We start from the raw sequence: 25481 nt of genomic DNA on the forward strand, positions 1-25481 counted from the left end.
TCGGGGCGGTTCAAAAAAATAAAAGGCACATCCGTTGGGATGCGCCTTTTACCGCTGTCAAATCATCAAGAGCCCACTTGCTGATTAGCTTACTGGAACAGCGACAGAATGCTCTGAGAGCCGGAGTTGGCAATCGACAGAGCCTGGATACCCAGCTGCTGCTGAACCTGAAGTGCTTTCAGGCGAGTGGATTCTTCGTTCATGTCTGCATCCACCAGCTGCCCGATACCGCGGTCAATTGCGTCGGTGAGGGCAGAGATGAAATCGTTCTGCAAATCAATACGGGTCTTGATGGAACCCAGATTGGTTGCTGCATCGGTGATGCTGCTCAGGGCGGCGTCGACGTCCCCGATCAAGGAGTCAAGACCGGACAGGTCAGCGTCAGTAACGGCGGAAATGTCAAAGTCGGAAACATTTGCACCGGATACGTTGGCACCGATCGTGATGTTGCTATCGAGGATACCGGTATTGGCACCAGCGGTGTCGAAGAGCTGGATCCCAGCAAGGTCGACGTCGATGGTTTCAATCTGGACGGCACCAGAGCTGTCACGGCTGAACGAACTGACGATACTTTTGGTTGGTGTGGTGGCCGGGTCACTGCTGAGCCAGTTTTCAGAGTTGAACACAGCAGAATCCGAAATGGACTTCAGCTGGTTCTGCAGCTCAGTGATATCCGACTGGATTTTGGCACGATCAAGGCCTGGTTCCTTGGCGGCAACCAGCTTGTTCTTGATCTCCTTCATCACATCAACGGTCGAGTTCATGGCCGTGTACATGGTGTCAACCGTAGCGGCACCAAGACCAAGAGCGTCCTGCACAGCAGACAATGCACCATTGTCTGACCGCATGGTTGTAGCGATGGACCAGTAAGCAGCGTTGTCTTCTGCACCGGAAACACGCAAACCAGTAGAAATGCGTTCCTGAGTAGCGTCCAGGGATTTGTTGGTTGCATTCAGGGTCTGCAAAGCGGTCATTGCAGAGGTATTGGTAAGAATACTGTTAGACATGATAGTGTCCCTTTCAAGGATTGAAGTTGTTGGGGACATTCCGGGCTTTTATCCGGGACAACAGGGCGGCTTCATGCCTTTGAGCATTTGTTTTCCAGTTATGCTCAACCTGTCGTGCTTTCCACCCTAGAGGGTCAACCTTGTCCGGGGCTGACCAGTCTGGTCAGGCTGGATTTTTCTGCCTGTGCATATCGACAGCGGGCGTGTGTGGGGGACAAAACGAAAAAAAGCCCCGCAAAACGGGGCCTTTTCCTGCTTTCGGCTTTGTCTTGGTTTTCACAAGCCGTCGCCGGTCTTGTTGGCAACCATTTCAAGAATATCCAGATTGTCCTGCTTTTCCTGCTCCTTGCGTTCCTTGGCCTCGACCATTGAAAGAAACCGTTTGACGGATTCCATCGTCGTGCCGTGTTTGCGCAATTGCTGTTGCAAGGTTTCCAGCGCCTGATCCAGCTCGGCCCGTTCACGCGCCACCTTCTTGAGCTGCTTGGCGTGGGAGGCCATCAGCGCGTTGACCAGCACCGGGTCGCCTTCAGCCATCAGTTTGACCAAAGAGGCTTCCCGGGCGCGCAGCTGCTTCTTCTGCTGAACGGTCTGCTCGACGGCCTGCATCGTGCTTTTGTGGAGCTGTTCCTGGGCGTGCAGAAGTCTGCGAAGTCTTTCGGTTTTTTTTGACATGGTCTTCTCTGCTTCATCGAGTAAGGGCTAACGAGAGGGCATCGATGAAAATGCCCAGCATTTCGCTGACGATGAACATGGTCAGCAACAGTCCCCCCATGATCACGAACGGCACGGAGACAAAATACACCGGGATCTGGGGGGTGAACTTGTTCAAAAGGCCGAGCGAGAGGTTGGCAAGGACGGAATAGATGACGAACGGGCTTGCCACGCGCAGGGCGACAACAAAGGCCTCCGAAAGGGTATCGACAAATTGGATCAGCGATCCTTGCGCATCGAACGTCAGGCCCGGAGGGATAATGCTGAAGGACGACACCAGTCCGGACAGCATCTGCCAGTGGACCCCGGAGATGAACATCATGACGATAGCCGCCATCATGATCATGTTGACCATCGGTGGCAGGGGCTCGTCTGCCTCCAGCGGTGCGCCACCCATGGCCGCAAGGCTCATGAAGTTGGCGGCATAGCTGCCGAAGGTTTCAAGCGCGGCCATGAAAATCCGTCCGATAAAGCCGATCGTGATGCCAGTCAGCACCTCCGTGACGATCATCAACAGGATGCGGTCGAGCCTTGTGTCAGGCAAGCTCGGCAGTACGCTCGCCAGCAACAGCGGCGAGAGCGCCAGCGAGATGGCGAGCGATACATAAAGCCGGATCCGCATGGGGATACGGGCACTGCCGAACCCGGGCATCACCATCAGGCAACTGCCGATGCGGCAATGGATCAGGAAGACGGCAAGCAGTGTTGTCGGTTGCAACCAGGCCATGGCGGATCAGGACACGCTGCCGATGGTGATGAGGTCGACGCCGCGGGTCACTTCCAGATGGGAGAGCACGGGTAGGGTCGGGAACAGCCGCTCAACGATCATGCGGACATAACTGCGGGCTTCCGGCGTTGTCAGCAGGGCATAGCTTTGCTGGTTGGCCGACTGGTCGTGCACAACCTTGGTCAGTTGCTGGCCGAACTGCTCGACCAGTTGCGGAGCCAGATCGATCTCGATGATGTCACCCTTGGCATCGCGCTTGAGGGCTTCGTGGAAGGCCAGATCCCAGCGGTTGCCAAGGCGAATGACGGCGAGCTTGCCACCCTTGGCCAGATCGCCACAAATCTGCTGACCCATCCGGACGCGAACATGTTCCACCACTTCCTCGGACCGGCGCACATGCGGCGCGATTTCCGCGATGGCCTCCAGAATGAGATGCAGGTTGCGGATGGAAACCCGCTCGGCCAGTAGCAGCTTCAACACGGCTTGCAGGCCGGAGAAGGATATGTGGGCCGGACAGATGTCATCAATGAGCTTCTTGTATTCAGGATCGAGGCGGTTGATCAGGTGACGCATGTCCTTGTAGGACAACAGCTGCGGCAGGTTGTTGCGGATCACTTCGCTGAGGTGCGTCAGAACGATGGTGGTGCTGTCAACGGAGCTGAGGCCGATGCGATCCACCTCGCTCTGATAGGTGCTCGGAACCCAGATGCCGGGCATGCCGAAGGCGGGTTCGCGGGTCGGCTCACCAGGCAGTCCACCGGTCTTTTCGGGGCCAGCCAGCACCAGTAGCTCGCCAACGCGCAGCTCGTGGCTGGCAATGACCGTGCCGTGGATCTTGATCTGATAGCTCTTGGGCGGCAGCGCCAGACTGTCTGTGAGATGGATGTCGGGTACGACGAAGCCATAGTCCTCGGCAAATTTGCGGCGCATCTTGGCCACCCGGTTTGCCAGATCGTCCCGCGAGGTGAGGATCTGCGCAGTCAGCTGCTTGCCGATGCAAAGCTCGATTTCGGGCGTCTTGAGGTTCGGTTTGGCATTCAGGCGCTCCTGATCCTCTTTCTTGCGGGCTGCCACCATTGCGGTGCGGGCCTTGTTGGCTTCCTCTTCGGCAAGGCGCTTCGGAATGGAATAACCGGTAAAGGCCATGATGCCGGCAAGAATGGCAAACGGCAGCACCGGCAGGCCGGGCATGATGGCCAGAATGACCAAAAGGCTGGCGGCAACGAACAGGGCGCGGGGATATTTGCCCAACTGCCCCATGACCGCCTTGTCCGCCGAGCCGCGGGTGCCGCCCTTGGAGACCAGCAGACCGGCGGCAAGGGAAACGATCAGCGCCGGGATCTGGGAAACCAGACCATCGCCCACCGACAGTTTGGTGAAGACGTCGGAGGCTTCGCCAAGGGTCATGCCGTGACGGGTTGCACCGATGACGATGCCGCCGAAAATGTTGACCGCAGTGATGATGAGACCGGCGATCGCATCGCCACGGACGAATTTCGAGGCACCGTCCATCGCACCGAAGAAGGAGCTTTCTTCTTCCAGCTCGGAGCGGCGGGCCTGCGCTGCCTTGTCGTCGATCAGGCCGGCATTGAGGTCGGCGTCGATGGCCATCTGCTTGCCGGGAATGGCATCGAGGGTGAAGCGGGCGCCCACCTCGGCGATACGGGTGGCGCCTTTGGTGATCACCAGGAAATTGACGATGACGAGGATCGTGAAAACGATGAGACCGATCACGAAGTCGCCACTCATGACGAACTGGGAAAAGCCGTTGATGATGTTGCCCGCCGCATCAAGCCCCTTGTGACCCTGCGACAGGATCATGCGCGTTGTTGCAATATTGAGCGACAGGCGCAGCATGGTGGCGATCAGCAGGATCGTCGGGAAGGACGAGAATTCCAGCGGTTTCTGGATCCACAGGGCAACCATCAGGATCAGGATCGACAGGGCGATCGACAGGGAAAGCCCCACGTCGATGAGAAAGGGCGGGATGGGCAGGAAGAGGATCGTCAGGATGATGACGATACCGAACGCAAAGCCGACGTCTCTGCCTTTTTTCTCCGGGTTCAACCCGACTGCTGCGACGACCTGGATGTCTGACATGTCGCTCTCCGTAGTTCGTTATGTGCCTTCACAAAATGCCAAGGCAAGCTTGCGCCGGGCTTGTTGTGAAAAGGGGAAAGGAGCAATGGGTGGAGAGCTCCTGTCCTGATCAGGTGACTGCCGGTCGTGCCCGGTCGGTCAGATCTTGTTGATGGCGGATTCGGGGAAGAAGCTGAATTCCTCGACCAGAATGTCATGGACCAGCTGCGCCTGCATGCGTGCGTTGACATTGTCCTTGATCAGAGTGGTCAGGGCATCGATGTCATAATGCTTGAGGTCTTCGAAATCGATCGTCTTGTCCGTGAAGATGGCGCGGAAGGCCTCATCCACGACGAACGGATTGGGCGGAATGGCCAGTTCCTTCAGGGTGGTGGAATCGATCGTGTAGACAAACTGCGCCACCACGTAGCCGCGCACCTTGCCATCCGTGATCATCGGCACGCTGATGGCGCGGGTCTTCTCGAAGTCCATGCCTTCCTGCATCGGCGAGGCGGACAGTTCGGTAAAGCTCTTGTTGTTCATCCAGTGTCCGGACAGGTAGGCCGACAGGGTCGAGACGGCACCGATCCACAGAGCGAGCAGGGCATAGCGCATGGCGTCTTATCTTTCCTGCATCTGGGCAGCGTAGGTGCCATCGGACTCGGCTGCCAACATGGCCTTGGACAACAGCTCGGTGATCTCGCGAACCGCATCGAGATGGCGGCCGAGGATCTCCCTGTTCTCTGCCAGCAGGCGCTTGAGAACGGTCAGTTCGTTGGTCACCGAAGTGGACAGCGTCTTGATATCGACTGCGTCGGTCAACCGGCTCAGATCAAGCAGCACACGGGACTTCTCGTCGCTGTAGGAGCGCAGGTTGACGTGGCGTTCCTCGCGCAGGGCATGGGTTTCCTTTGCCACCACGCGAATGGCGCGTTGCACGGTTTCCAGAATGGTGTCCTCGATGGGGGCTAACCGACCGGTCCCCCCATTGTCGCCACCCGGCGCCAGCGAAAGATCAACCGTTTGTGCATCGCGCTTTTGAAGAGATGTTTGCATGTCAGTCTCTGTTTTCATTCAGTTGCAGGAAAGCTCAGGCCTGATCGGGCAGGCCGAGATAGGAGGCAAGATCGAGCATGTCGCTCTTGGCCATCTGGTTGCCGAGCTGTTCGGACAGCATCGAACGCCACATGTCGCCGGAAAGCCCTTCGCCATAGATGCCCTCGGTATCTCTGGGCAGCATGGTTTCCAGCATTTCGTGCAGCATCAGGGCGACGAATTTCTCGCTCACCGGATTCGTGGTTCTGGCGATGCCTTTGGCATAACGGGATATGCTGGCATCGGACAGAACCGCCGGTTCGGCAAGGCTGGCATACTGTTTTTCAAAGCTCGCAGCATCGGTTGCGCTGTTGCCGCCATCCCCTGTCGCTGCACTGGCATAATGCAGGCGTTGCAAGGGGGCTGTGCCAAGTTTTTGGGCTGCCATCTGACGTTCGACCGGATCGGCCGCATTGACAACGTCCATCACCAGATCGGAAGGGATTGAAATAGCCATTTCGGTATCCTCGGATCAGTCTCGATCTAAAAAGACATCTGAAACAGTAGTTCTCATGGCTTGCTCGAAGCTTGCCATCTGTTCGGCGGAGGGCTGTTTCAACCTTTCCTCGTGTCCTGCGCCATCAGAGCCTCTGACAAGGCGCGGAATGGATCGGTCTTGACATCAATCTTCTCGCCCGGCTGCTGGCACAATGCATCATAGATGCGCGGCACCAGCTCCATGGCATGATCAAGCTCGGCGTCGCTTCCCTTGGCGTAGCCTCCCAGCAGCCGAAGATCGCGGGTCTCCTCATAGCGGGCGATCATGCCCTTGAGTTTCATGATCAGCTTGGTCTCGTTGGGAGCCCAGGCCTTGTTGGCCATACGCGAAACCGAGGACAGCAGGTTGATTGCCGGATAGCGGCCCTGATCGGCAATCGAGCGGTCCAGAACAATGTGGCCGTCCAGAATGCCGCGAATGGAATCCGAGACCGGATCATTGTGATCGTCCCCATCGACCAGCACGGCGAAAACGCCGGTGATGGCACCACAGGGCTTGTCGGACTCTTCGATGGCAGGGCCAGGGCCAGCCCGTTCCAGCAGATGCGGGAGATCGGAAAAGACACTCGGGGCAAAGCCGCGCGCTACGGCCGGTTCACCAGAGGCCATGGCCACATCCCGGGACGCCAGAGCAAAGCGGGTTGCCGAATCCATGATCATCAGCACCGAGCGGCCTTGGTCGCGAAAATATTCGGCCAGTGCCATTGCCGTCTTGGGCGCCTGTCGCCGCATCATGGCGCTTTCGTCGCCGGTTGCGACCACGACAATCGAACGCTCCAGCGCATCGCCGAGGGTGTCGGAAATGAATTCGCGCACCTCTCGGCCACGTTCGCCGACAAGCGCAACAATGACGATGTCAAAGGCCAGCGCCTTGGCCAGCATCGCCAACAGAGTGGACTTGCCGACGCCGGAGCCGGCGAAGACGCCGATCCTCTGGCCGACACAGAGCGGCGTGAACAGGTCGATGGCCCGCACGCCTGTGCGCACCGGAGTGTTGACAAGACCGCGCTCCATCGCCGACGGCGGGTCATTTTCCAGATGCACGCTCCTGTTGCCCGGCACCAGCATGCCCTTGCCGTCAATCGGGCGGCCAAGCGCGTCGATCACCCGACCCTTCCAGCTGTTGTCGGGGCAGAACTGGATCGGACCCATGCGGAAAACGCGGGTGCCAATGCCGACATCGAGGTGGCGGCTGTAGGGCTTGGCAAACACCTTGCCCTGATCAATGCGGATGATCTCGGCCCGTGCCGGCCCTCTGCCTGCCGGGCGCATGACGTCGAGTTCGACGCAGTCGCCGATATGCACGTGCTTGTCGAGTCCGCTGATGCCGAAATAGGCCGGGGTGATCTGGGTGACGGCACCACAGATCCTGACAGTCTGGTGCTCTTCCTGCAGCAGGCGCACAACGCCCTGCAGGCGATCCAGTTTATTCGCGGTTTCGCGACGGCGGCTTGTTGGTCTGCCCTCGGGCGAAGTCGTTGTTGACACCTTGTCAGTCCTCTTTGGACGTCATCGCGATATAACGCGCTTGCATCTGGGCCAGAGCGTCCAGCGGAATCTTGTTGGCCGGATGCTGCGCCAGTCCTGTAATCTGCGGCAGAACCGTCTTGTCGCTGCTTTCAATCGCGGCCATCTGGTCGCTGTCCTTGCCGGTCAGATCGACCACGCCGGTTGCCATTTCATCAAGGGCGCGGATATAGGCCGACAGATCGAGCGGCGCATCGCTGCGGCCTGACACAGGCGGAAGAGCTGCCCTATCGGTTTTGGCAAGGGATGCTTGCGACATCGCCTGATTGCCATGGCCGGACACAGCGTCTGTTGCCGAGCTGTCGAAGGACGAAAACAGTGAGGAGATGACCGAGAAGAAATCCCCGATCACTGGAATGGTTTCGAGCGAAAACGAACCGTTGAGGAGCCCGACCGTCTCCGACTGGCGCATGCCGAAGCCTTGCGCCGGACGGGGAAAGGCAACCTCGGAGGCACCGTTCTGATGCAGCGACCGGGTCGACAGATCCCGTGGCTGGATGGCATCCAGAGCCGCGCTTGATAGATCCGGAACCGTCATGAGGTTTCTCCAAGGTCTCGAATGGCGCCGCGCTGGGCGTCCTCGGAGGTTTCCATCACTTTCTGGGCACTTTCAAAGGCGCGACTGATCATGATGAGACGGGTCATTTCTGTCATCGGGTTGACGTTGGAGCCTTCCACGAAGCCTTGCAGAACACGTGCCTTGGATGGATCCTGTAATGGAAACGCCACCCCTTCCGGGACGACGGCCGAGCCGCCATAGCGTTTGAGCTTGTCGTCCGGGCTGATTTCGAACAGGCCGATGCGGTCGACCGTGTGGCCATTCTGGGCGATCTCGCCATCAGCCTGAATGACCAGAGAGCCCCCTTGCGGATCAACCTGAATTGTCGAGCCGCTGGCCGACAGGATCGGTTCGCCATTGACTGTGGTCAGGCGGCCCGTGCTGTCCATCTGCATGCGGCCATCGCGGGTATAGGCTACCTCGCCACCACGCTGGAAGGAAAACCAGGCATCACCCTCGATCGCCAGATCAAGCGGATTGCCCGATTGGCTGATCGCCCCCTTCTCGCGCGAGATATGGGTTTGTCCCATGGAGACAAAACTGACGGAATCGCTGCCCGCATTGGCAAGGATTTCGGAGAAGCTCACCGCTTCGCCGCGATATCCCGCCGTGTTGATGTTGGCAACGTTGCGGGCGACCGACTGCATCCGGTTATCAAGGGCAATCTGCGAGGACAGGGAGACATAGTTCGATGTCGGCATCAGATACCCCCGAGCTGCAGACCCTGCAGCGAAAGAAGCAGATCCTCATCCATTCCGATGACCGAGCTGCTGGAAATGAGAACATTGGGAACACTGGCCATCGTGGTGCCATTCTCCAGATCATAAAGAACCGAGAAGCGCTGGACGAGTTCCTGGACATAGTCCGGATCGGACAACTGGTCGATATCGATCTTGCTGGAAATGGCCTCCGACAGCCAGTCGATGTCGGCCCCGGCGGCTTCCGACGGGATGCCGCTGATGGTGCGGGCCACTTCCGCCAGAGCCTTGTCGCCGAGCAGTTCCATGGATGAGGTGATGGTGGAGGCCTTCTTCTGGAAATAGAGCGCCAGTTGAACGCCGGTATTCTCTTCCCCTTCGCGGATCTCCAGCGTCTGCTCCAGATATTTGTCGACGACGCCCTGCTGTGCCTTCTCGAACGAGGTGGTGGCCTCGCCGTGAGAGGCAAAATTGAAGACCGTGGCGAATTCCTTGAAGCGGGTGTCCGTTAGCTTGTTGGCAAAGGAGTCGCTGTTGGATATGCCCTCTTCGAGCACCTTGCGCATGTAGGCCTTGGCATAGATCATGTCTTCAAGGCCCATGGCTTTCATGGCGTAACTGTAGATTTCATAGTCATCGAGAAAATCGTCGATGGATTTGATATCCCGTATCTTCTCAAGATAATTGTCGGTCGCCCGGCTTACCTGGGCGTCCTGACTGAGCGTCTCGATGGTTTTGCTGTAGTCTCTATTCAGCATGCTGACGCGCAGATATGTATCGGTCATGGCTGCAACTCCGTTTCAGATACGCCGATCATGCCGCCCGCGCCTTGCCCGAGGCTGACGTCCCGAGCTGGCAAGCGGTTTCTTTGCGTCACGGAATGCTTTGTCTTTAGAATTATAGAATCCTGTCAGGGCGTAGCGGGGCAGAACCCGGGCTTTTGCAAGGGATCCGGGGGCGGGAAATCCTGCCAGCAGCCTTCTTTTCCGCCGGGGCTTGCACAAGGTCAGGTTCGCGCAAGACAGAAAATCTAGATTGGTTTCAACGAGAAGACTAAATCTGGAGAGCCGATCTTGAGTGTATTTTTAGGACTTGCCATAGCGCTGGCATCTTTGCTTGGTGGCTTTGCCGCAATGGGAGGGCATGTTGCTGTTCTGCTGCAGCCCTGGGAATTTGTAATCGTATTCGGGATCGCCTTCGGGACATTCGTCATTGCCAACCCGCTGAAGGTGGTTTTCGATACCGGACGCGCCATTCTGGAGGCAATCACCAATGCGACGCCGAGACGAAAGGAATATCTCGACGTTCTGGGGCTGCTCTACACCATTATGCGGGAGTTCCGCTCCAAGGGTCGCAACGAAATCGAGCCGCATATCGAGAACCCGCAGGACTCGACGATCTTCCAGCAATACAAGTCGGTCTCGGACAATCCGGCCCTGCGTGACTTCATCTGCGACTATTTCCGCATCCTGATCGTTTCCAACGCCCGGCCGCACGAAATCGAAAGCCTGATGGACGAAGAGCTGATGACGCGGATGCGCGAGCAGATGAAGCCCTATCTGGCACTGTCCCTTCAGGCTGAAAGCCTGCCGGCCATCGGCATCGTTGCCGCCGTGCTTGGGGTGGTCAAGGCCATGGGCGCCATTGACCAGAGCCCGGCCATTCTCGGCGGGCTGATCGGGGCCGCACTGGTGGGAACCTTTGCCGGTATCTTCTGCTCCTATGCCGTAGTCGGTCCGCTGGCCAACAAGGTCAAGTCGGTCCGCGAGAAGAAGGGCCGCCTCTATGTCATCGTCAAGCAGACCCTTCTGGCCTTCATGAACGGTGCCGCCCCGCAGATTGCTCTCGAACACGGGCGCAAGACGATTTCCGAAATCGATCGTCCGAGCATCGACGAAGTGGAAAGCCAGACGATGAATGTTGGCTCGATCAGCGCTGGCGAAGGCACCATCCATGAGCTTCCGCAAAAGGGAGCGGCATAATCCATGGCACAGGCACATCACCTTTCACCGATCACCGATCGGCTGCTGGATGCAGCAGGAAACTCGATTGAACGTCTGCCAATGCTCCCGATCATCTTCGATCGAATGGCACGGGTATTTGCAGACACAATGCGTCAGCGGGCGGCGTCTCCGGTTTTTGTTTCCGTAAGCTATATCGGCAACGATCGCATCGGCGACATCCTGGACGAAAATGAGGCCAATGCACTGGCTGCGGTCGTCTATACGCCGGAATGGGACACTCGCCTGCTGATCGGCTTTGACCGGGACTTCATCTTCTCGATGATGGAGGTTCTGTTCGGGGCGGATGGCACCGAGCCGCCGATTGATGACGAGCGGCCTTTCTCGAATATCGAGACGCGCGTCGCCCGATCCCTGTTCATGGATGCCATCAAGGCGCTGGAAGATGCCCTGAAGTCGATTTCCAACATCACGTTGAAATTCGAGCGCATCGAAACCCGCATGGACTTCGCCGTGATCGGTCGCCGCAACAATTCGGCTGTCGTCGGTCGTCTGCTGTTGCAGGCCATCGGCCGGGGCGGCGAAATGTTTGTCGTCGTGCCCCACTCCGCCCTGACCCCGTTGCGCCAGAATCTGGCTCAGGTCGTCAGCGGCGAAGGCAACAACCGCGACAAGGCATGGACCCAGCAGTTCCAGGCGGAAATCCAGCGCACCCAGATCAAGCTTGATGCCGTGCTTGAGGAGCAGACCATCACGCTTGACAGGCTTGCGGATCTCAAAATCGGTGATGTCATCCAGCTGCAGGCCACCCCGCGTTCCAAAGTTTCGCTGCAATGTAACAGGCAACCTCTCTTCAGTTGTTCAATGGGCCAGTCCGAGGGCTCCTATTGTCTTCAGGTCGAAGAGCAGATCCACCAGAAAGAGGACATCCTAGATGATATCTTATCTCGCTGACGGCATTTTGATGATTGCCCTGATCGTTACCTCGGTCTGGGTGATGAAAATGAACAATCGCCTGCAGAAGCTGCGCGACAATCACTTTGAGTTCCGCCGCGTCATGGAACAGACCAATCAGGCCCTTGAGGGGATCGAGGTGTCGATTGACGAGATCAACGTGCGCGGACAGCAGGTTCTCAATGCTCTGGGCCGGCGAATCGACGAAGCGCGCGACATTGTCACCGACATTGACAAGATGACCCGCGAAGTGCGTGGCCAGCAGAAGGAATTGCGTCTGGAAATGGTCGCCTTTCAGGAAGCGATCGGCAAGGAATGCAACAACCAGATCGGCATTCTGAAAAAGATCAGCGAAGCGGCCAACGAGGCGGTGAGGAAGGAAGCCTCAACCGGCCAGGGTGCCAGTGCGGCCGGGGCCTCGGCTGAACGCCCGCCCTTCTATCGCATCGAGGACCAGCTGCCTTCCATGCTGCGCCGCGTCAACCTGAAATCATGAAGCCGGTGACCCCCGTCAACCGGACCAGTCAGACACACTAGAGGAACAGACCCATGAATCCCGATGATATCGAGTTCCAGAAAATCGAATTTGACGAACCGGCAGCCCCTCCGTCGGCTGCTGCCAAGAAGGAAGGGCCTGCGCTGGCCGACTTCTCGATGACCAACAGCGATGGCCCGACCATTGGTGCCACCATCGATACCGACCGCAACCTCGACAATATCCTCGGCATTCCGGTGGAGATCCAGGTGGTTCTCGGCTCGGCCTCGATGCTGGTCTCCAACTTGCTCAAGCTTGGCCGTGGTGCGGTGATCCCGCTCGACCACCGGGTCGGCGAGCCGGTCGAGGTCGTTGTAAACGGGCGGGTGGTAGCCCGCGGCGAGGTGGTCGTCGTCGAGGATGACAACTCCCGCTTCGGCGTTTCCCTGACGGAGATTGTCGGAACCGGCAATGTCTCCAAGCCCGAAGCCTTCAATTAAGCAAGTAAAGTCAATCAAGTAGAGGTGTGTCATGGCGGCCCTGCCTGCTGTAGCAAACGAAATTCAGCCTCCCGAGCCCCAACTGAGAAAGTTCAGAGGCGTTGAAAAGGTTGCTGCCTTGATTCTGGGAATGGGGCAGACCAACGCTGCCCGCGTGCTCTCCCACTTCGACAGTGACGAGATCCGGCTGATCACCCGCATCGCGGCCCAGCTGGGCAGCATCAATGCCCGGGAGATGGAATCCATCATCGATGAATTCGTCAAGCAGTTCGGCGAAGGGGCAAGCCTTTACGGATCTGTCAACGAGGTGCAGAAGCTGCTGACCGGCGTGCTGCCGGAAGACGAGGTGTCCGACATCATCGCCGATGTGGCCGGGTCATCGAACTGGTCCATCTGGGACAGGATCGCCAACATCTCCGAGACGGCCATTGCCAACTATCTCAAGAAGGAACACCCCCAGACGGCGGCCTTCATTCTGTCGCGCAGCAAGCCAACGGCTGCCGCCAAGGTCATGAACCAGCTGCCGCCGGAAATGCGCAACCAGCTGATGCGGCGCATGCTGACCATCAAGCCGATCGTGCCCGAGGCGGCCAGAGACATCGAGAAAGTGCTGCATGAGGACTTCCTGCTCAACTTCTCGGGCAACATGCAGGCGGATACCTTCTCGCGCATGGCCGACATCCTCAACAAGATGGAACGTGACCAGATGGAGGCCGCTCTCAATTCTCTCGAAGAGCGTCAGCCGAAGGCGGCCGAAGCCCTCAAGGGTCTGTTGTTCACCTTCGACGACATCATCAATCTCACGCCACGGGCGCGCATGGCCATTTTCGACCAGATCAACACCGAACAGATTGTCATGGCCCTCAAGGGAACCGATCAGGGGCTGCGCCAGTCCATTCTTTCGACCCTTGCCAGCCGAACCCGCAGGATCATCGAGCACGAGCTGTCCAGCGGCCAGCCGGCTGCCGAACGGGATGTCTTCGCCGCACGGCGCGAGATCACCGATCTGGCGCTCGAGATGGCCGGACGCGGAGAGATCGATCTCAACCCGAAACAGGAAGGTGGAGCCTTCCTGCAATAGGCTTCTTGCCTGAGCGCCCGTCGGACTTCCGGCGCCGGACGATGTAGGTCACGATGTCAGACGAAGACAAAGACAGCAAGACAGAAGAGCCGACAGAAAAAAAGATCAGGGACACGATAGAGAAGGGCAACCTTCCCCTGTCCAAGGAGGTGAACGCCTTCGCGACCTTTCTGGGTCTGCTGATCATTCTGGCGTTTGCAGTGAAAACCCAGGTGGCCTCACTTTCGGCGGCCTTGTCATGGATACTTGATGGAACAGGAGACATCCGACTTGAAAACGAAGCGCAATTTGCCCAGCTCGGATCAGCCGTCGGCATCGTGGTGGCCAAGTTTCTGGTCGCTCCGGTTTGCATCCTGCTTGTCTTCGGGCTCGCTGCGACATGGGTTCAGCATCCGCCACAGATTGCCTTTGACCGGCTGCGTCCCGATTTATCGAAACTCTCGCCCGGCAAGGGGCTCTCGCGCATGTTCGGGGTTCAGGGCTGGGTCGAGTTTCTCAAGGCTCTCGCAAAACTCATCATGCTTGGCGTTGTGCTCGGCATCATCATTTCAAGTCAACGACAGGTTCTGGTGAATAGCATGTTTACAGATCCAACCCTGCTGCCTGAGGAGCTCCTCAGCCTCACGATCCGGCTGGTGTCCGGCATCTGTGTTGCAACGGTTTCGCTGGTTCTGCTCGACGTGCTCTGGGTCAGGGGCAAATGGCGCCGCGACATTCGCATGAGCCCGAAGGAAGTTAAGGATGAAATCAAGCAGTCCGAGGGCGATCCCATGGTCAAGGGCCGGATGCGCTCTCTGGCGCGCGACCGAGCCCGCAACCGCATGATTGCATCTGTTCCCCAGGCAACGGTCGTGATCGCCAACCCGACACACTTTTCCGTTGCCTTGCGCTATGAACACAGCGTAGACAAGGCGCCCGTGGTCGTTGCCAAGGGGCAGGATCTCATCGCGCTGAAAATACGTCAAATTGCAGAAGAAAACGGCATTCCGGTCATCGAGAACGTGCCTCTGGCGCGGGCTCTGTTTGCCGAGAGTGAAGTTGATCTGCCTATACCACCACAGTTTTTCCGGGTTGTTGCAGAAATTCTATACTATGTGTATTCTGCCGATGGCTCGAATTACAAAACAGCTTCGGGCTAGGAATGAACAACGCTTCCCGGAAATCGACCATGATCAGTCGAGACCCTCTTGCGACCGCAGGTCGTAGAGATGTTTATAAACACGCCATGCTATGGGCAATCAGGGATATCATCAATGAGCTGAGGCTTGTCGATGCAGGGCATCTCGTTTCCTACATTTTCACAGATTCCCATGCCAACATTCAGGATCTGGTCGCGTCGTCCTGCGAGTTGTTCCTGAAGGAAAACACCCTGTTCTACCGGGGCACGGCCGAGGCCGAACTGGAATGGTCCGGCCCGCCGAAGGTCCTGTTGGGGATGCAGTTCCGCCATCTCGATCTCAATGCCCGCTTCAGGCTTCTGTTCTGGGGCGAAGAGACGGAGATCGTGCTGGAAGACATCAGCTATGAAGACGGCACTAACGATAGCAACGGCGACATCGAGCGCTTTGTGCGGGTGTTGTCCGATGCCCGCCTCAAACAGCCGGAAGCCCGCTGGGTAGCCAACGGGTTGCTCGAATAGTGGTCGCAATCGCCGGGTGAGGGGGCCCCGCCGGACCCCTTAGTATCCGGCGGATCACGGTTCGCTTTCTAGAGAAACGGTTTTGCCCGTTCCATCAGGTCTTCAAGGTCCGGTTCATTCGGGTTGCGTGGCTTGCCCGGATGAATGATGCTGACCTGACAGCCCTCGGCCGCATCCACCAGTTGGCGATAGGTGCCCGCATCCGGATCGGCGATAAAGGCCTGCATGTTTTCATTGTAGCCGAACAGACGGTCGTTGATCTGGCGACACTCGTTGCAGGTTGTGCAGCGCGATGTCTCGATCCACGGCATGTCATCGAGCACTTCCGCAACGGCGCTATCGCTCTCTTCCTCCACGGCCTTCGCCTCGGTCTTTGGCACAGGGGCACCCGGAGCCGGTTCCGTCTTCGCCTCGTCTGGGGATTGTGTCAGGCTGCTCTCTGTCGAGAGTTCGACAACCAGGGCTTCCCGCTTGCGCCGTTCCTCGGCCAGTTTGGCCAGAACATGGGAGTTGTTGATGCCTGCCAGCTCCTGCAGCTGGGTCCAGGCATCATTGCAACGCCGTGCCGCGACCGTGATCTTGTCATCAACCACGACCCGCATCATCTGGTTCTGACGGTCGATGCCAAGCACGAAGGCGCGTTTGATGTCCGTTGCCGAACTCGACGCTTTCAGCTGTTCATCGAACGGTACCATGTCACCGCTCCAGCTCCCGGCCTCGACCGTCTGGCAGAAGCGGTGATAGCGGGCATCGGCCAGGGCAAAGTCGCCAAGGGTGAAACGCACGGTTTCCTGCTGGCGCCGCCCCGAGGTATCCTCGAACAGCAATGTGTGTTCCGGCCAGTCCCGCTCAAGCTGCGGGTTGGCGGACAGGTCGAACCGGCTCGCCAGATCGTTGCCCGCTGAAGGGTCATAGCTGAAATTGGGGAACATCCGGCATTCGGTCGCGGCAGCCGCCAGAATATAGGCAGGCACCCCGGCCACGGTTTTCGTGGCGCCCGAATAGATGCTGAACATCGCCGGTCCGCCATATTGCATGGCAGCAACGAGGTCTCCCTGCATCCGGACCATGTGGGCACTGGAGCATTGCACGACAAAGGCATTGTTGATGCCCATGGCCATGCTGGCAAGGCGCGCATTGCCCGCCCCGAAGGAATTGCGGGGAGGCTCGGGCGAGGTCGGGCCGAGAATGTCGTCAACCTGGATCATCACCTTGATCGGCAACCCGCAGGCAAGCGCCTCATAGGCACGGGCCAGCTCGACGGATTCGGTCACGCCGTCCCGCAAGAAAACGACAGCCGGTGGCAGGAAGGCCATCTGTTCCTCGGTGAGGTCGCTTTCATCGAAGCTCTCGAAGATAGCATCATGCAGCTCGGGAACATATTTGTTCTCAACCTCCATTTCGGCAATTGCCAGCGCCTTGGTGAATTCGATGACGCTTGGCAGGCGATCCCGATAGGCATCGAGCGCCTCCGTGCAGCTCTGGAACACATAGCTGTAGCAGACCGCCTTGTCCGGATAGCTGAAGGTTGCCCGGCCCGGCCCGAAGAAAGCCTGGGTCTGCAGCACCTGCAGCACATGCCGGATGCGTGCCACCCGATCGGCTGGCAGCCGGTCTTCCGGACGCACCCGATGCAGGATGTTCGACAAGGCGCTGAAATCGATGGATTTGTCGCCATCAAGGCCCATCGACTGGGCCAGAGCCCCCGGGCTGTGCGCCTCGTCGGACTTGATGTGGTCCGATTTCAGGATGTCGTTGAGCTTGAGCACCAGCCGGTCGACCTTGTAGCGGAACTTGCGGGCCCGCATGTGATGCATCGCCTGCCAGACATGGGCCAGCACCTTGCGAGGTGTTGCCTCTGAGCAGCCGATGACCCGGCCATCGACGGTGATGGCACCCCATGCCCGTTCGAGTGTTTCATCGAGAGGGCCAAAGGTCGACTGGCCGCTTTCAGCCACCAGTTCGGCCGAGCTGATCCGCCAGAGTTCGGAGAGCTTTTCCTCTGTCCCTTTGGCGACCTTGTCACGCATGCGCTGTTCAAGGCGCAGAACCTGCTGGCGCAGCTCCTCTCCGTCGGGGCCGAGCGGTGCGACGAGGCGCAAGGCTTCATCGACGATCTGGCTGAGAGGGATGAGCGGCTTTTGAACCTCCTCACCCTCGACCAGAACCAGCGGATAGTCATAGCGCAAAGTGTCGAGCGCCATGTAGCGGGCAAAGAGTGCCGGACGGAGGGCTGTCAATGCTGCCGCTCCGGCGGAAGCATCAGAGCCCGGGACCTGAGGGTCCGTTATGATTTGAGCCACCTGCATGATCGGTCACTCCCCGTTTGAGGCGGCCTGCTGGCCTTCGGGCCAGATGCCAACCTTGTCGAATTCTTCATTCAGGACGGTTTCCACCAGTTGCGGCGTGTTGGGACGCTTGCCTTTGCGCAATTCGTCATAACAGGGCACATCCGGGTTGGAATAGAGCACACCGACCGGGATCTCCTCATCCAGCACGGCAAGAGCCTGCGCCCGGTGCAGATCAAGCGGGTCGTGGGTCTCCTGATTCTTGTAGATGCGGGACAGTTCCGGCTTCAGCCGCAATCCGTTCGAATGGGTGAGCATCCGGATCCTCAGCGGATCCTGCACGGCTGCATCGAAATGATGGTTCATGAAGTTCGGGCAACGTTGCAGGATGCGGATGAAGGAAAAGCCCTTGTGATGATAGGCCTTGGACAGCACATCATAGAGCAGTTCCGGGATCCAGTCGGGCACTTGTGCCACAAAGGACACGTTGGCAATACCCAGCGTGACGCTCAGCGGGTTGAGCGGATTGAGGGTTGCCCCGAAGGGGGTGGTGTTGCTCTTCAGCCCCTTGGGGGATGTCGGCGAGGCCTGTTTCTTGGTGAGGCCATAGACATTGTTGTCATGCAGCAGCATCGTCATGTTCATGTTGTAACGCACGGCATGCAACCAGTGGGCCGCCCCGATGGAGCAGCAGTCGCCGTCGCCGGTTGTCACGAAAACATGCAGGTCGGGCCGCCGGATCTTGATGCCTTCGGCAATCGGCAGGGCGCGCCCGTGAATGCCATGGAAGCCATAGGCGTTCATATAGTGGGGCAGACGCGAGGCGCAGCCGATGCCCGAGACACAAACGGTCTTTTCCGGTGGCAGCTGTTCGTCGCGGCAGAGCCGCTGCATGGCGGTCAGAATGGCGTTGTCGCCGCAGCCCGTGCACCAGCGTGGGGTGATGGCGCTCTGATAGTCTGAAATCTGATAGTCCGTGTGCACCATCTGCATCAGACATTGGCTCATGGAAGCAGTCATCTCATAGCCCTCCCGCCGCTTGCTGTTTGTCTTCGTTCAGTTTGGCCAGGGCCGCCCGGATGATCTCTCCCGGCTTCAGCGGCTGGCCACGGGCGTTGCCCCAGCAGTCGATATCGACCAGCCAGCGTGACCGCAGCAGCATCGCCAGATGGGAATAGCGCCGGTTGGCATCGTTGATCAGGGGATCACTCTTGGGGTCGTTCCAGTTGTTCTCGATGGTCATCACCTTGCCGAAGCGCTTCATCACTGCGTCGATGCCGGAGGCCATGGGCTGGAGATATTTGAGGTGCAGCGAAGACACCTTGTGACCCTGCGCGCGCATGGTCTTGACGGCTTCCTCGATGGCGCCGCGGGTGCTGCCCCAGCCGATGAGCAGAAGATCGCCCTCCTCATCGCCATAGACAGGCGCCAGCCGCAAGGTCTTCTGGAAGGCGGCCAGTTTGCGGCTGCGGTTCAAAAGCCCTTCCTCGTTGATCTGCGGATCATAGGCGACGTGGCTGTCCCGGTCATGGGCAAGGCCGGTGAGACAGTGCATGCCGTTTGGCTGACCCGGAATGAACCGGGTGGCGATGCCGGTGCGCTCGTCCCAGTCATAGGGGTGGGCGTCCGCGGGCACGGCACTCTGGTTGACCGGAGGTGCCAGCCAGTCGGCATTGAACTGCGGCCGGTCAAATGGCTGCTGAGCCGTCGACAGGGCAGCGTCGGACAGGATGACAACCACCATGTTGAAGGTTTCGGCTATCTTGCGTGCGGTGATCACCGAATAGAAGCAGTCCTCGATGGAATCCACCGCCATGACGATCTTGGGGGCGTCGCCATGGCTGCCGAACATCGCCGACATCATGTCGCCCTGCTCGACCTTGGTCGGCAGACCGGTGGACGGGCCGCCACGTTGCACATCGATCACCACCAGCGGGATCTCTGTCATCACGGCAAGGCCGATGGCTTCCTGCTTGAGCGACAGGCCGGGACCGGAGGTGATGGTCACGGCGCATTTGCCTGCATAGGAGGCTCCGATGGCAAAGGTTGCCGCCGAGATCTCGTCCTCTGCCTGATGCACGACGCAGCCGACCTTCTCGAAGATGGTCGACAGATAGTGCGACGCCGAGGTGGCCGGCGTGATCGGATACATCGCGCAGACCTCCATGCCGGAGGCCACAACGCCCAGCGCCAGCGCGGCGTTGCCGTTGGTCACGATCTGCGGCTTGACCACAGGGGCTGCCGGGATCATGTAGCGGACGGCGAGATTGTCCTCTGCCCATGCCCGACCGGCGGCCAGCAGCTCGAGGTTGGCATCGACGATCTTCTGGTCCTTCTTGGCAAAGGTCAGCCGGACCTGTGCTTCGGCCAGCGCCTTGTCGAGACTGTAGATCGTGCACAGGATGCCGAGCACGAACATGTTCTTGCCCTTGCGGGCGTCAGGCACATATTTGTGGCATTCCGTCTCCATCGGAATTTCAAACAGCCGGTAGCCCTGCGCCCTGACATCTGCTGTCACCCGGGCATAGTTTTCGGCGATCGCGGGATCCTTGTCATGCTTCCACATGTCTTCGATCAGGATCACGGCACCGGGCTTGATTTCTTTGGCCTGAAGGCGGCTGAGGAGAACCTGCTCGTTGAAGGCGATGACCAGGTCGGCCTGGTCGCCGACGTTGGTAACCTTGTGCGCGGCCATGCGCACCCGGTTGCCGCTGGCTCCGGCCACGGAGCGGTGAGGGGGCTGGATTTCGGCGGGAATGATTTCCACGGTCCAGATCCCGTGCCCGGACCGGGCTGCGATGGACGCGAGCGCTTGGCCGCACCTTTGTGCGCCTTCGCCCGAGTCGCTGACGATTTCTACTATGTGTTCCTGAATGACTTCCGCAGGTCCACGTGCGGGAAGCTTCCTTGATGCCACACCGCTTTCGCTTGGTGGGGCATCATGAGAGGAAGTCTGCATGCCATATTCCGTCATGGTCTTGGCTCCGGCAGCTAGATTTGTCTTATTCTGGTAAAGCAATGCTCGGCGAGGTCGATGCCGAACAGGCTGTTATCGAAACCGGGTTGCTCCGGCTCGTAGATGACATTGGTGTCCCTCAGGCCCAGATAGCGGCGGATGCTGTCCGCAGCCTTGCGGCCCGCTCCCATTGCCTTGATCACGGTTGCCGCACCGGTCACGATGTCTCCGCCCGCATAGACCCCGGCAAGGGACGTCGCCAGATCCTCATCAGTGTCGATATAGCCCCACTTGTTGAGGCCGATCGATGAGGTCTGGCCAAGGATCGGGTTCGGCGAGGTGCCGATGGCATAGACCACCGTGTCGGCCTCGAAATCGAACTCGCTGCCTTCCACCACCACGGGGCGCCGCCGCCCCGAGCTGTCCGGTTCGCCCAGCTCCATCTGCACGCAGCGGATGGCGCGGACATTATGGTCCGCATCACCAAGGATCTCGACCGGATTGGTCAGCCAGTGGAACGCGATGCCTTCTTCCTGGGCGTGATGCAGCTCTTCCTTGCGGGCCGGGCACTCGACTTCGCTGCGCCGGTAGATGCAATGCACCTGTTCGGCACCAAGGCGAAGGGAAACGCGCATGGCGTCCATGGCGGTGTTGCCCGAACCGATCACGGCAACCCGCTTGCCAAGGCCGAGTGGTGTGTCGAATTTGGGGAAGTCGCCTGCATGCATCAGGTTGCAGCGCGTGAGCAGCTCATTGGCCGAGAGAACGCCGTTGAGATTCTCTCCGGGGATGTCCATGAAATGCGGTGTACCGGCGCCAACACCAATGAAAATCGCGTCATAGCCCATCTCGCCCAGCATCTGCTCGATGGTGAATAGACGACCGACCAGCGTGTTGCACTGGATATCGACGCCGAGCGCCTTGAGATTGGCAATCTCGGCATCCACCACGCTCTTGGGCAGACGGAATTCCGGAATGCCATAACGCAGCACGCCACCGGGCACATGAAAGGCCTCATAAATGGTAACGGCGCACCCGGCTTTCGCCAGATCCGCCGCACAAGCCATCCCCGCCGGGCCAGACCCCACAATGGCGACACGGAAGCGGTTTGGCGCGATCTGTGCCTTCTTCTGCCAACCCTCCCTGATGGCCATATCCCCGAGGAAGCGTTCAAGGCGCCCGATGGCAACCGGTTCGAGGCCGGTTCCCGCACCAACCGCGCAGACCCCCTCGCATTGGTCCTCCTGTGGGCAGACCCTGCCGCAAACGGCCGGAAGCTGGGTCGAGTCGGTCAGATGCTCATAGGCGCCGCGATAGTCCTTCTCGAGCATCTTGGAAATGAAGCCGGGAATGTCGATCTTCACCGGGCATCCCTCGATGCAGGCCGGTTGCGGGCACATCAGGCAGCGGTCGCATTCCAGAAGGGCATTCTCCAGATCAAAGCCCAACGCCACTTCATCAAAATTGCGGGCGCGGATCTCCGGATCCTGCACCGGCATGATCGCCCGTTGCTGCGGGATCGATCGAATTGTCTTGCGAGCCATTACTTGCCTCCCTCGCTGGGTGCTGCATCCGGTGCAAGTGCCAGCCTGCGGCAGCTTTCCGAATAGCGTTCCATGGCTTCTGCCTCTTCGGGGCGGTAGCGTTGCAGGCGGGTAAAGAGATCGGCAAAGTCGACCTTGTGGCCGTCAAAGTCCGGCCCGTCGACACAGGCAAACTTGATCTCATCGCCAACCTTGACCCGGCAGCCGCCGCACATGCCGGTACCATCCACCATGATCGGGTTGAGGCTGACCATGGTCTTGATGCCGTAGGGGCGGGTTGTCTCGGCACAGGCCCGCATCATCACCGGAGGCCCGATGGCGACCACTTCGTCTACGTCCGGATTCGCTTTGATTGCCGCTTCAATGCCTTGGGTGACAAGGCCGTGAATGCCCGCTGAGCCATCGTCGGTGCAGATAATGAAATCATCGCAGATCGCCCGGAACTTCTCTTCCCAGAACATCAGGTTGCTCGACCGGAAGCCCAGAATGCCGATCACATGGGCACCCGCCTCCTTGAAGGCCCGCGCCTGCGGATAGATCGGTGCGATACCGAGCCCGCCACCCACGCAGATCACTTTCCTGGTTTTGCTGGAGATCTCGCTTGGAATGCCCAGCGGCCCGAGCATGGCGAAGATGTCCCGTCCGGGCTTGCAGAGCAGCTGCATTTCCCGCGTGGACTTGCCCACCGCCTGAACGACAAGCGTGATGGTGCCTTTGTCCCGGTCGAAATCGGCAATGGTCAGTGGTATGCGCTCGCCCTGCTCATGCAGCATGACGATGACGAACTGGCCGGGTCTGGCGGCATTCGCCATGACCGGGTGCTCTATTTCGACAAGGAATGTTGATTTTGAAAAATCGGTGCGCGTCAGGATGGGAAAAGATGACGTGACACCCTTTCCGGACCCGCTCTGTCGTATATCGACAGACAAATCCTCCCCGCGACCGCTGGCGAGCCCGCGATCGGACATTGTAACCCTCCCCTTGTTGCAGAATTTGTCAAGCTGATTGCACCAAGGGCAATATGCTGAACAAAGACAACAGCTTCGACGCTACGCTCATGAAGGGGGGAAACATTGACACCAATCAAAAGGATTGGCATCAGTCGCCAGCTACGACTAAGGAATTAAGGGACTGGTGAAAAGGCGCCCAAAGGAAAAGGCGCAAACCGGAGGTCCGCGCCTTTTGTCGTTTTAAGATCAGGTGATTGGCGATCAGGAGAACCACGCCAGGAAGAAGCCGGCCACAACGGCCGTACCGATCACACCGGCAACGTTCGGACCCATGGCATGCATGAGAAGGAAGTTGCTCGGATCCGCTCTCTGACCTTCCACCTGACTTACGCGGGCGGCCATTGGCACTGCGGACACGCCGGCAGAACCGATAAGCGGGTTGATCTTGTTCTTCGAGAACAGGTTCATGAGCTTGGCCATCAGAATGCCGCAGCCGGTAGCAATGCTGAATGCAACGATGCCCAGTGCCAGAATCTTGATGGTTTCGAAGTTCAGGAAGCGTTCTGCCGTCATAGTGATGCCGACCGAGGTTCCAAGGAAGATCGTTACGACGTTGATCACTTCGTTCTGTGCAGCCTTGGTCAGACGTTCGGTCTCAAGGCTTTCACGCAGGAAGTTGCCAAGCATCAGCATGCCAATCAGGGCGGACGCTGCCGGAACCAGCAGGATCACAAGGATGGTTACCATGCCAGCAAAGATGAGCTTTTCAAGGCGGCTCACTTTACGCAGGGATTTCATCTTGATCTTGCGTTCTGATTCCGAGGTCAGGGCACGCATGATTGGTGGCTGGATCATCGGCACAAGCGCCATGTAGCTGTAGGCAGCGACGGCGATTGGAGCCAGAAGGTCCGGGGCCAGCTTGTTGGCAAGGAAGATCGAGGTCGGGCCGTCTGCACCACCGATGATGCCAATGGCGGCAGCCTGATGGGCTTCAAAGCCGAGCAGGGTTGCACCAAGGAAGGTGGCGAACACACCAAACTGAGCAGCAGCCCCGAGGAGCAGCGTGCGCGGGTTGGCGATCAATGGACCAAAGTCGGTCAGGGCACCAACGCCCATGAAGATGAGCGGCGGGAAGATTTCCAGCTCGACGCCCTTGGAGATGTAGTAGTAGAGACCACCAGCCTCTTCGCCATGGGGCAAGTTGACCAGACCCTGCGTCGGCAGGTTGGCCATCAGGGCACCGAAGGCGATCGGGATCAGCAGGAGTGGTTCGAACTTCTTGTAGATCGCAAGATAGAAGAGCAGCGCAATGATCGCCCACATGACCAGCATTTGCCAGGTCACGTCGCCAAAGGCGGTCAGATGCCAGATCTGCTCGATCTTTGAGACCTGTGTTACTGTAGTCGCAGTGCCTTCCATGAGAAGGATCTCCCTCCTTATGAAAGGGTTACAAGAATCTGACCCTCGGTCACGGTAGCACCGGGAGCCACGTTCACAGCAGTAACAGTACCATCAGATGGAGCGCTGATGTTGGTGTTCATCTTCATGGCTTCAAGAACAACAAGAGTGTCGCCGCCGGAAACTTTCTGACCGACAGACACTTCCACGCTCATGACAGTACCTGCCAGCGGGCTGGGAACGGCGCCGTCACCTGCAGGGGCAGCCGGAGCTGCAGCAGGAGCTGCGACAGGGGCCGGAGCTGCTACAGGAGCTGCAACAGGAGCAGGAGCTGCTGGTTTGGCAGCAGGAGCCGGAACAGCGGCAGCATCCAAATCTTCGTCTTCCACCGTCACATCGTAGGTGATGCCCTGTACGGTGATCCGCAAGCGTTTCATTGTTATTATCCTCTCAGAGTATTGGTTTGGCCGCTGTTCGTGGGAACGATTGGGCCCCATCCGTTGCGGGTGTTATGAGCCGAGAAGGCGGCGATGCGACCTTCCAGCGGCCATTCGCTGACTTTGTGCGGGGGTGCTGCGACGCGCGTCACGATATACCCCGGCCCGAGTGTGTAGGCTACGGCTGCGGCGATGGCAGCCAGATGATGTGGAGGTACGCCCGCACGAGAGGCTACCGCCGCGCTCGGCGGTACCTTCGGTGCATGCGATGAACCTGTGCCAGACGTTCCCTGCGGGGTGCGGGTGAAGAAATACCCGACGATTGCACAGGCACCCCAGAGGAGTGCGAGTGCGATCATCACCACAGAAAAGCCTGTCAAAATGATTTCCAGGT

General features: G+C 58.9%; 25 protein-coding genes and 1 pseudogene. 7 read left to right on the forward strand and 19 right to left on the reverse strand.

Translation table 11 applies throughout. The features are described from left to right. Positions 1–89: 89 nt before the first annotated feature. The 11 genes and pseudogenes from DSL70_RS15995 to DSL70_RS16045 all read right to left on the reverse strand — a co-directional run bounded on the left by DSL70_RS15995 (position 90) and on the right by DSL70_RS16045 (position 9689). Entirely contained in the window at positions 90–1007 is a 918-nt protein-coding gene (locus DSL70_RS15995) for a flagellin N-terminal helical domain-containing protein (protein ID WP_119308961.1), read from the reverse strand. A 276-nt stretch (positions 1008–1283) separates the two neighbouring features. Further along, positions 1284–1682: a hypothetical protein gene (locus DSL70_RS16000; protein WP_119308962.1), complete on the reverse strand. Its 399-nt coding sequence runs from the start codon at positions 1680–1682 to the stop codon at positions 1284–1286. 13 nt (positions 1683–1695) lie between these two features. Beyond that, a complete protein-coding gene (locus DSL70_RS16005; RefSeq protein ID WP_119308963.1) occupies positions 1696–2448 on the reverse strand; it encodes a flagellar biosynthetic protein FliR in 753 nt (250 codons plus the stop codon). A gap of 6 nt (positions 2449–2454) precedes the next feature. Then, the gene (gene flhA / locus DSL70_RS16010; RefSeq protein ID WP_119308964.1) at positions 2455–4548 is read right to left on the reverse strand and encodes a flagellar biosynthesis protein FlhA; all 2094 of its coding nucleotides are present in this window, start codon (positions 4546–4548) and stop codon (positions 2455–2457) included. 138 nt (positions 4549–4686) lie between these two features. Next, positions 4687–5142: a hypothetical protein gene (locus DSL70_RS16015; RefSeq protein ID WP_119308965.1), complete on the reverse strand. Its 456-nt coding sequence runs from the start codon at positions 5140–5142 to the stop codon at positions 4687–4689. Between the two features lie 6 nt (positions 5143–5148). Next, on the reverse strand, positions 5149–5583 hold the full coding sequence (locus tag DSL70_RS16020) for a hypothetical protein (RefSeq protein WP_119308966.1): 435 nt from the start codon (positions 5581–5583) through the stop codon (positions 5149–5151). A 70-nt stretch (positions 5584–5653) separates the two neighbouring features. Next, positions 5654–6079 (reverse strand): annotated as a pseudogene (locus DSL70_RS22935) (hypothetical protein); the annotation flags it as partial. 98 nt (positions 6080–6177) lie between these two features. Beyond that, positions 6178–7608 (reverse strand): FliI/YscN family ATPase, encoded by a 1431-nt coding sequence (locus DSL70_RS16030; RefSeq protein WP_119308968.1) that lies wholly within the window; start codon positions 7606–7608, stop codon positions 6178–6180. Positions 7609–7612: 4 nt separating this feature from the next. Further along, positions 7613–8185, reverse strand: coding sequence for a hypothetical protein (locus tag DSL70_RS16035; protein ID WP_119308969.1), 573 nt, complete (start codon positions 8183–8185; stop codon positions 7613–7615). After that, positions 8182–8907, reverse strand: coding sequence for a flagellar basal-body rod protein FlgF (gene flgF, locus DSL70_RS16040; protein ID WP_119308970.1), 726 nt, complete (start codon positions 8905–8907; stop codon positions 8182–8184). The genes DSL70_RS16035 and flgF overlap by 4 nt, the downstream gene beginning before the upstream one ends. Further along, entirely contained in the window at positions 8907–9689 is a 783-nt protein-coding gene (locus DSL70_RS16045; RefSeq protein WP_119308971.1) for a DUF1217 domain-containing protein, read from the reverse strand. The genes flgF and DSL70_RS16045 overlap by 1 nt, the downstream gene beginning before the upstream one ends. Positions 9690–9977: 288 nt before the next feature. Between DSL70_RS16045 and motA the strand changes: the two genes are divergently transcribed. The 7 genes from motA (at position 9978) to DSL70_RS16080 (ending at position 15514) form a co-directional block, all read left to right on the forward strand. After that, positions 9978–10886, forward strand: a complete 909-nt coding sequence (motA, locus tag DSL70_RS16050; RefSeq protein WP_119308972.1) for a flagellar motor stator protein MotA — start codon at positions 9978–9980, stop codon at positions 10884–10886. 3 nt (positions 10887–10889) lie between these two features. Next, complete coding sequence (locus tag DSL70_RS16055; protein ID WP_119308973.1) at positions 10890–11819, forward strand: FliM/FliN family flagellar motor switch protein; 930 nt, start codon at positions 10890–10892, stop codon at positions 11817–11819. After that, positions 11800–12315, forward strand: a complete 516-nt coding sequence (locus DSL70_RS16060) for a hypothetical protein (protein ID WP_119308974.1) — start codon at positions 11800–11802, stop codon at positions 12313–12315. Before DSL70_RS16055 ends, DSL70_RS16060 begins: the two co-directional genes overlap by 20 nt. A gap of 158 nt (positions 12316–12473) precedes the next feature. Further along, positions 12474–12794, forward strand: coding sequence for a flagellar motor switch protein FliN (fliN, locus tag DSL70_RS16065; RefSeq protein WP_205563310.1), 321 nt, complete (start codon positions 12474–12476; stop codon positions 12792–12794). A 31-nt stretch (positions 12795–12825) separates the two neighbouring features. Then, complete coding sequence (locus DSL70_RS16070; RefSeq protein ID WP_119308976.1) at positions 12826–13875, forward strand: flagellar motor switch protein FliG; 1050 nt, start codon at positions 12826–12828, stop codon at positions 13873–13875. Positions 13876–13928: 53 nt separating this feature from the next. Continuing rightward, positions 13929–15014 carry a flagellar biosynthesis protein FlhB gene (gene flhB / locus DSL70_RS16075; RefSeq protein ID WP_119308977.1) on the forward strand — a complete coding sequence of 362 codons (1086 nt, stop codon included), beginning with the start codon at positions 13929–13931 and terminating at the stop codon, positions 15012–15014. A 29-nt stretch (positions 15015–15043) separates the two neighbouring features. After that, complete coding sequence (locus DSL70_RS16080; protein ID WP_162916786.1) at positions 15044–15514, forward strand: hypothetical protein; 471 nt, start codon at positions 15044–15046, stop codon at positions 15512–15514. Positions 15515–15582: 68 nt separating this feature from the next. On the opposite strand, the gene DSL70_RS16085 is transcribed toward DSL70_RS16080, so the two are convergent. From DSL70_RS16085 to DSL70_RS16120, 8 genes are all read right to left on the reverse strand, one after another. Next, positions 15583–17823 (reverse strand): ferredoxin, encoded by a 2241-nt coding sequence (locus DSL70_RS16085; RefSeq protein WP_119308979.1) that lies wholly within the window; start codon positions 17821–17823, stop codon positions 15583–15585. Positions 17824–17829: 6 nt separating this feature from the next. Next, on the reverse strand, positions 17830–18822 hold the full coding sequence (locus DSL70_RS16090; RefSeq protein ID WP_119308980.1) for a thiamine pyrophosphate-dependent enzyme: 993 nt from the start codon (positions 18820–18822) through the stop codon (positions 17830–17832). A gap of 1 nt (position 18823) precedes the next feature. Beyond that, entirely contained in the window at positions 18824–20761 is a 1938-nt protein-coding gene (locus DSL70_RS16095; RefSeq protein WP_119309182.1) for a 2-oxoacid:acceptor oxidoreductase subunit alpha, read from the reverse strand. A 32-nt stretch (positions 20762–20793) separates the two neighbouring features. Further along, a complete protein-coding gene (gene gltA / locus DSL70_RS16100) occupies positions 20794–22302 on the reverse strand; it encodes an NADPH-dependent glutamate synthase (protein ID WP_119308981.1) in 1509 nt (502 codons plus the stop codon). Beyond that, complete coding sequence (locus tag DSL70_RS16105; RefSeq protein ID WP_119308982.1) at positions 22302–23270, reverse strand: sulfide/dihydroorotate dehydrogenase-like FAD/NAD-binding protein; 969 nt, start codon at positions 23268–23270, stop codon at positions 22302–22304. Before DSL70_RS16105 ends, gltA begins: the two co-directional genes overlap by 1 nt. A gap of 243 nt (positions 23271–23513) precedes the next feature. After that, positions 23514–24671 carry a sodium ion-translocating decarboxylase subunit beta gene (locus DSL70_RS16110; RefSeq protein WP_119308983.1) on the reverse strand — a complete coding sequence of 386 codons (1158 nt, stop codon included), beginning with the start codon at positions 24669–24671 and terminating at the stop codon, positions 23514–23516. A gap of 17 nt (positions 24672–24688) precedes the next feature. After that, positions 24689–25087, reverse strand: coding sequence for an acyl-CoA carboxylase biotin carboxyl carrier protein subunit (locus DSL70_RS16115; RefSeq protein WP_119308984.1), 399 nt, complete (start codon positions 25085–25087; stop codon positions 24689–24691). A gap of 5 nt (positions 25088–25092) precedes the next feature. Continuing rightward, positions 25093–25467: an OadG family transporter subunit gene (locus tag DSL70_RS16120; protein ID WP_162916788.1), complete on the reverse strand. Its 375-nt coding sequence runs from the start codon at positions 25465–25467 to the stop codon at positions 25093–25095. Between the last annotated feature and the right edge of the window lie 14 nt (positions 25468–25481).

The sequence above is a fragment of the Cohaesibacter haloalkalitolerans genome (genome assembly GCF_003574655.1).
GTDB classification, from domain to species: Bacteria; Pseudomonadota; Alphaproteobacteria; order Rhizobiales; family Cohaesibacteraceae; genus Cohaesibacter; species Cohaesibacter haloalkalitolerans.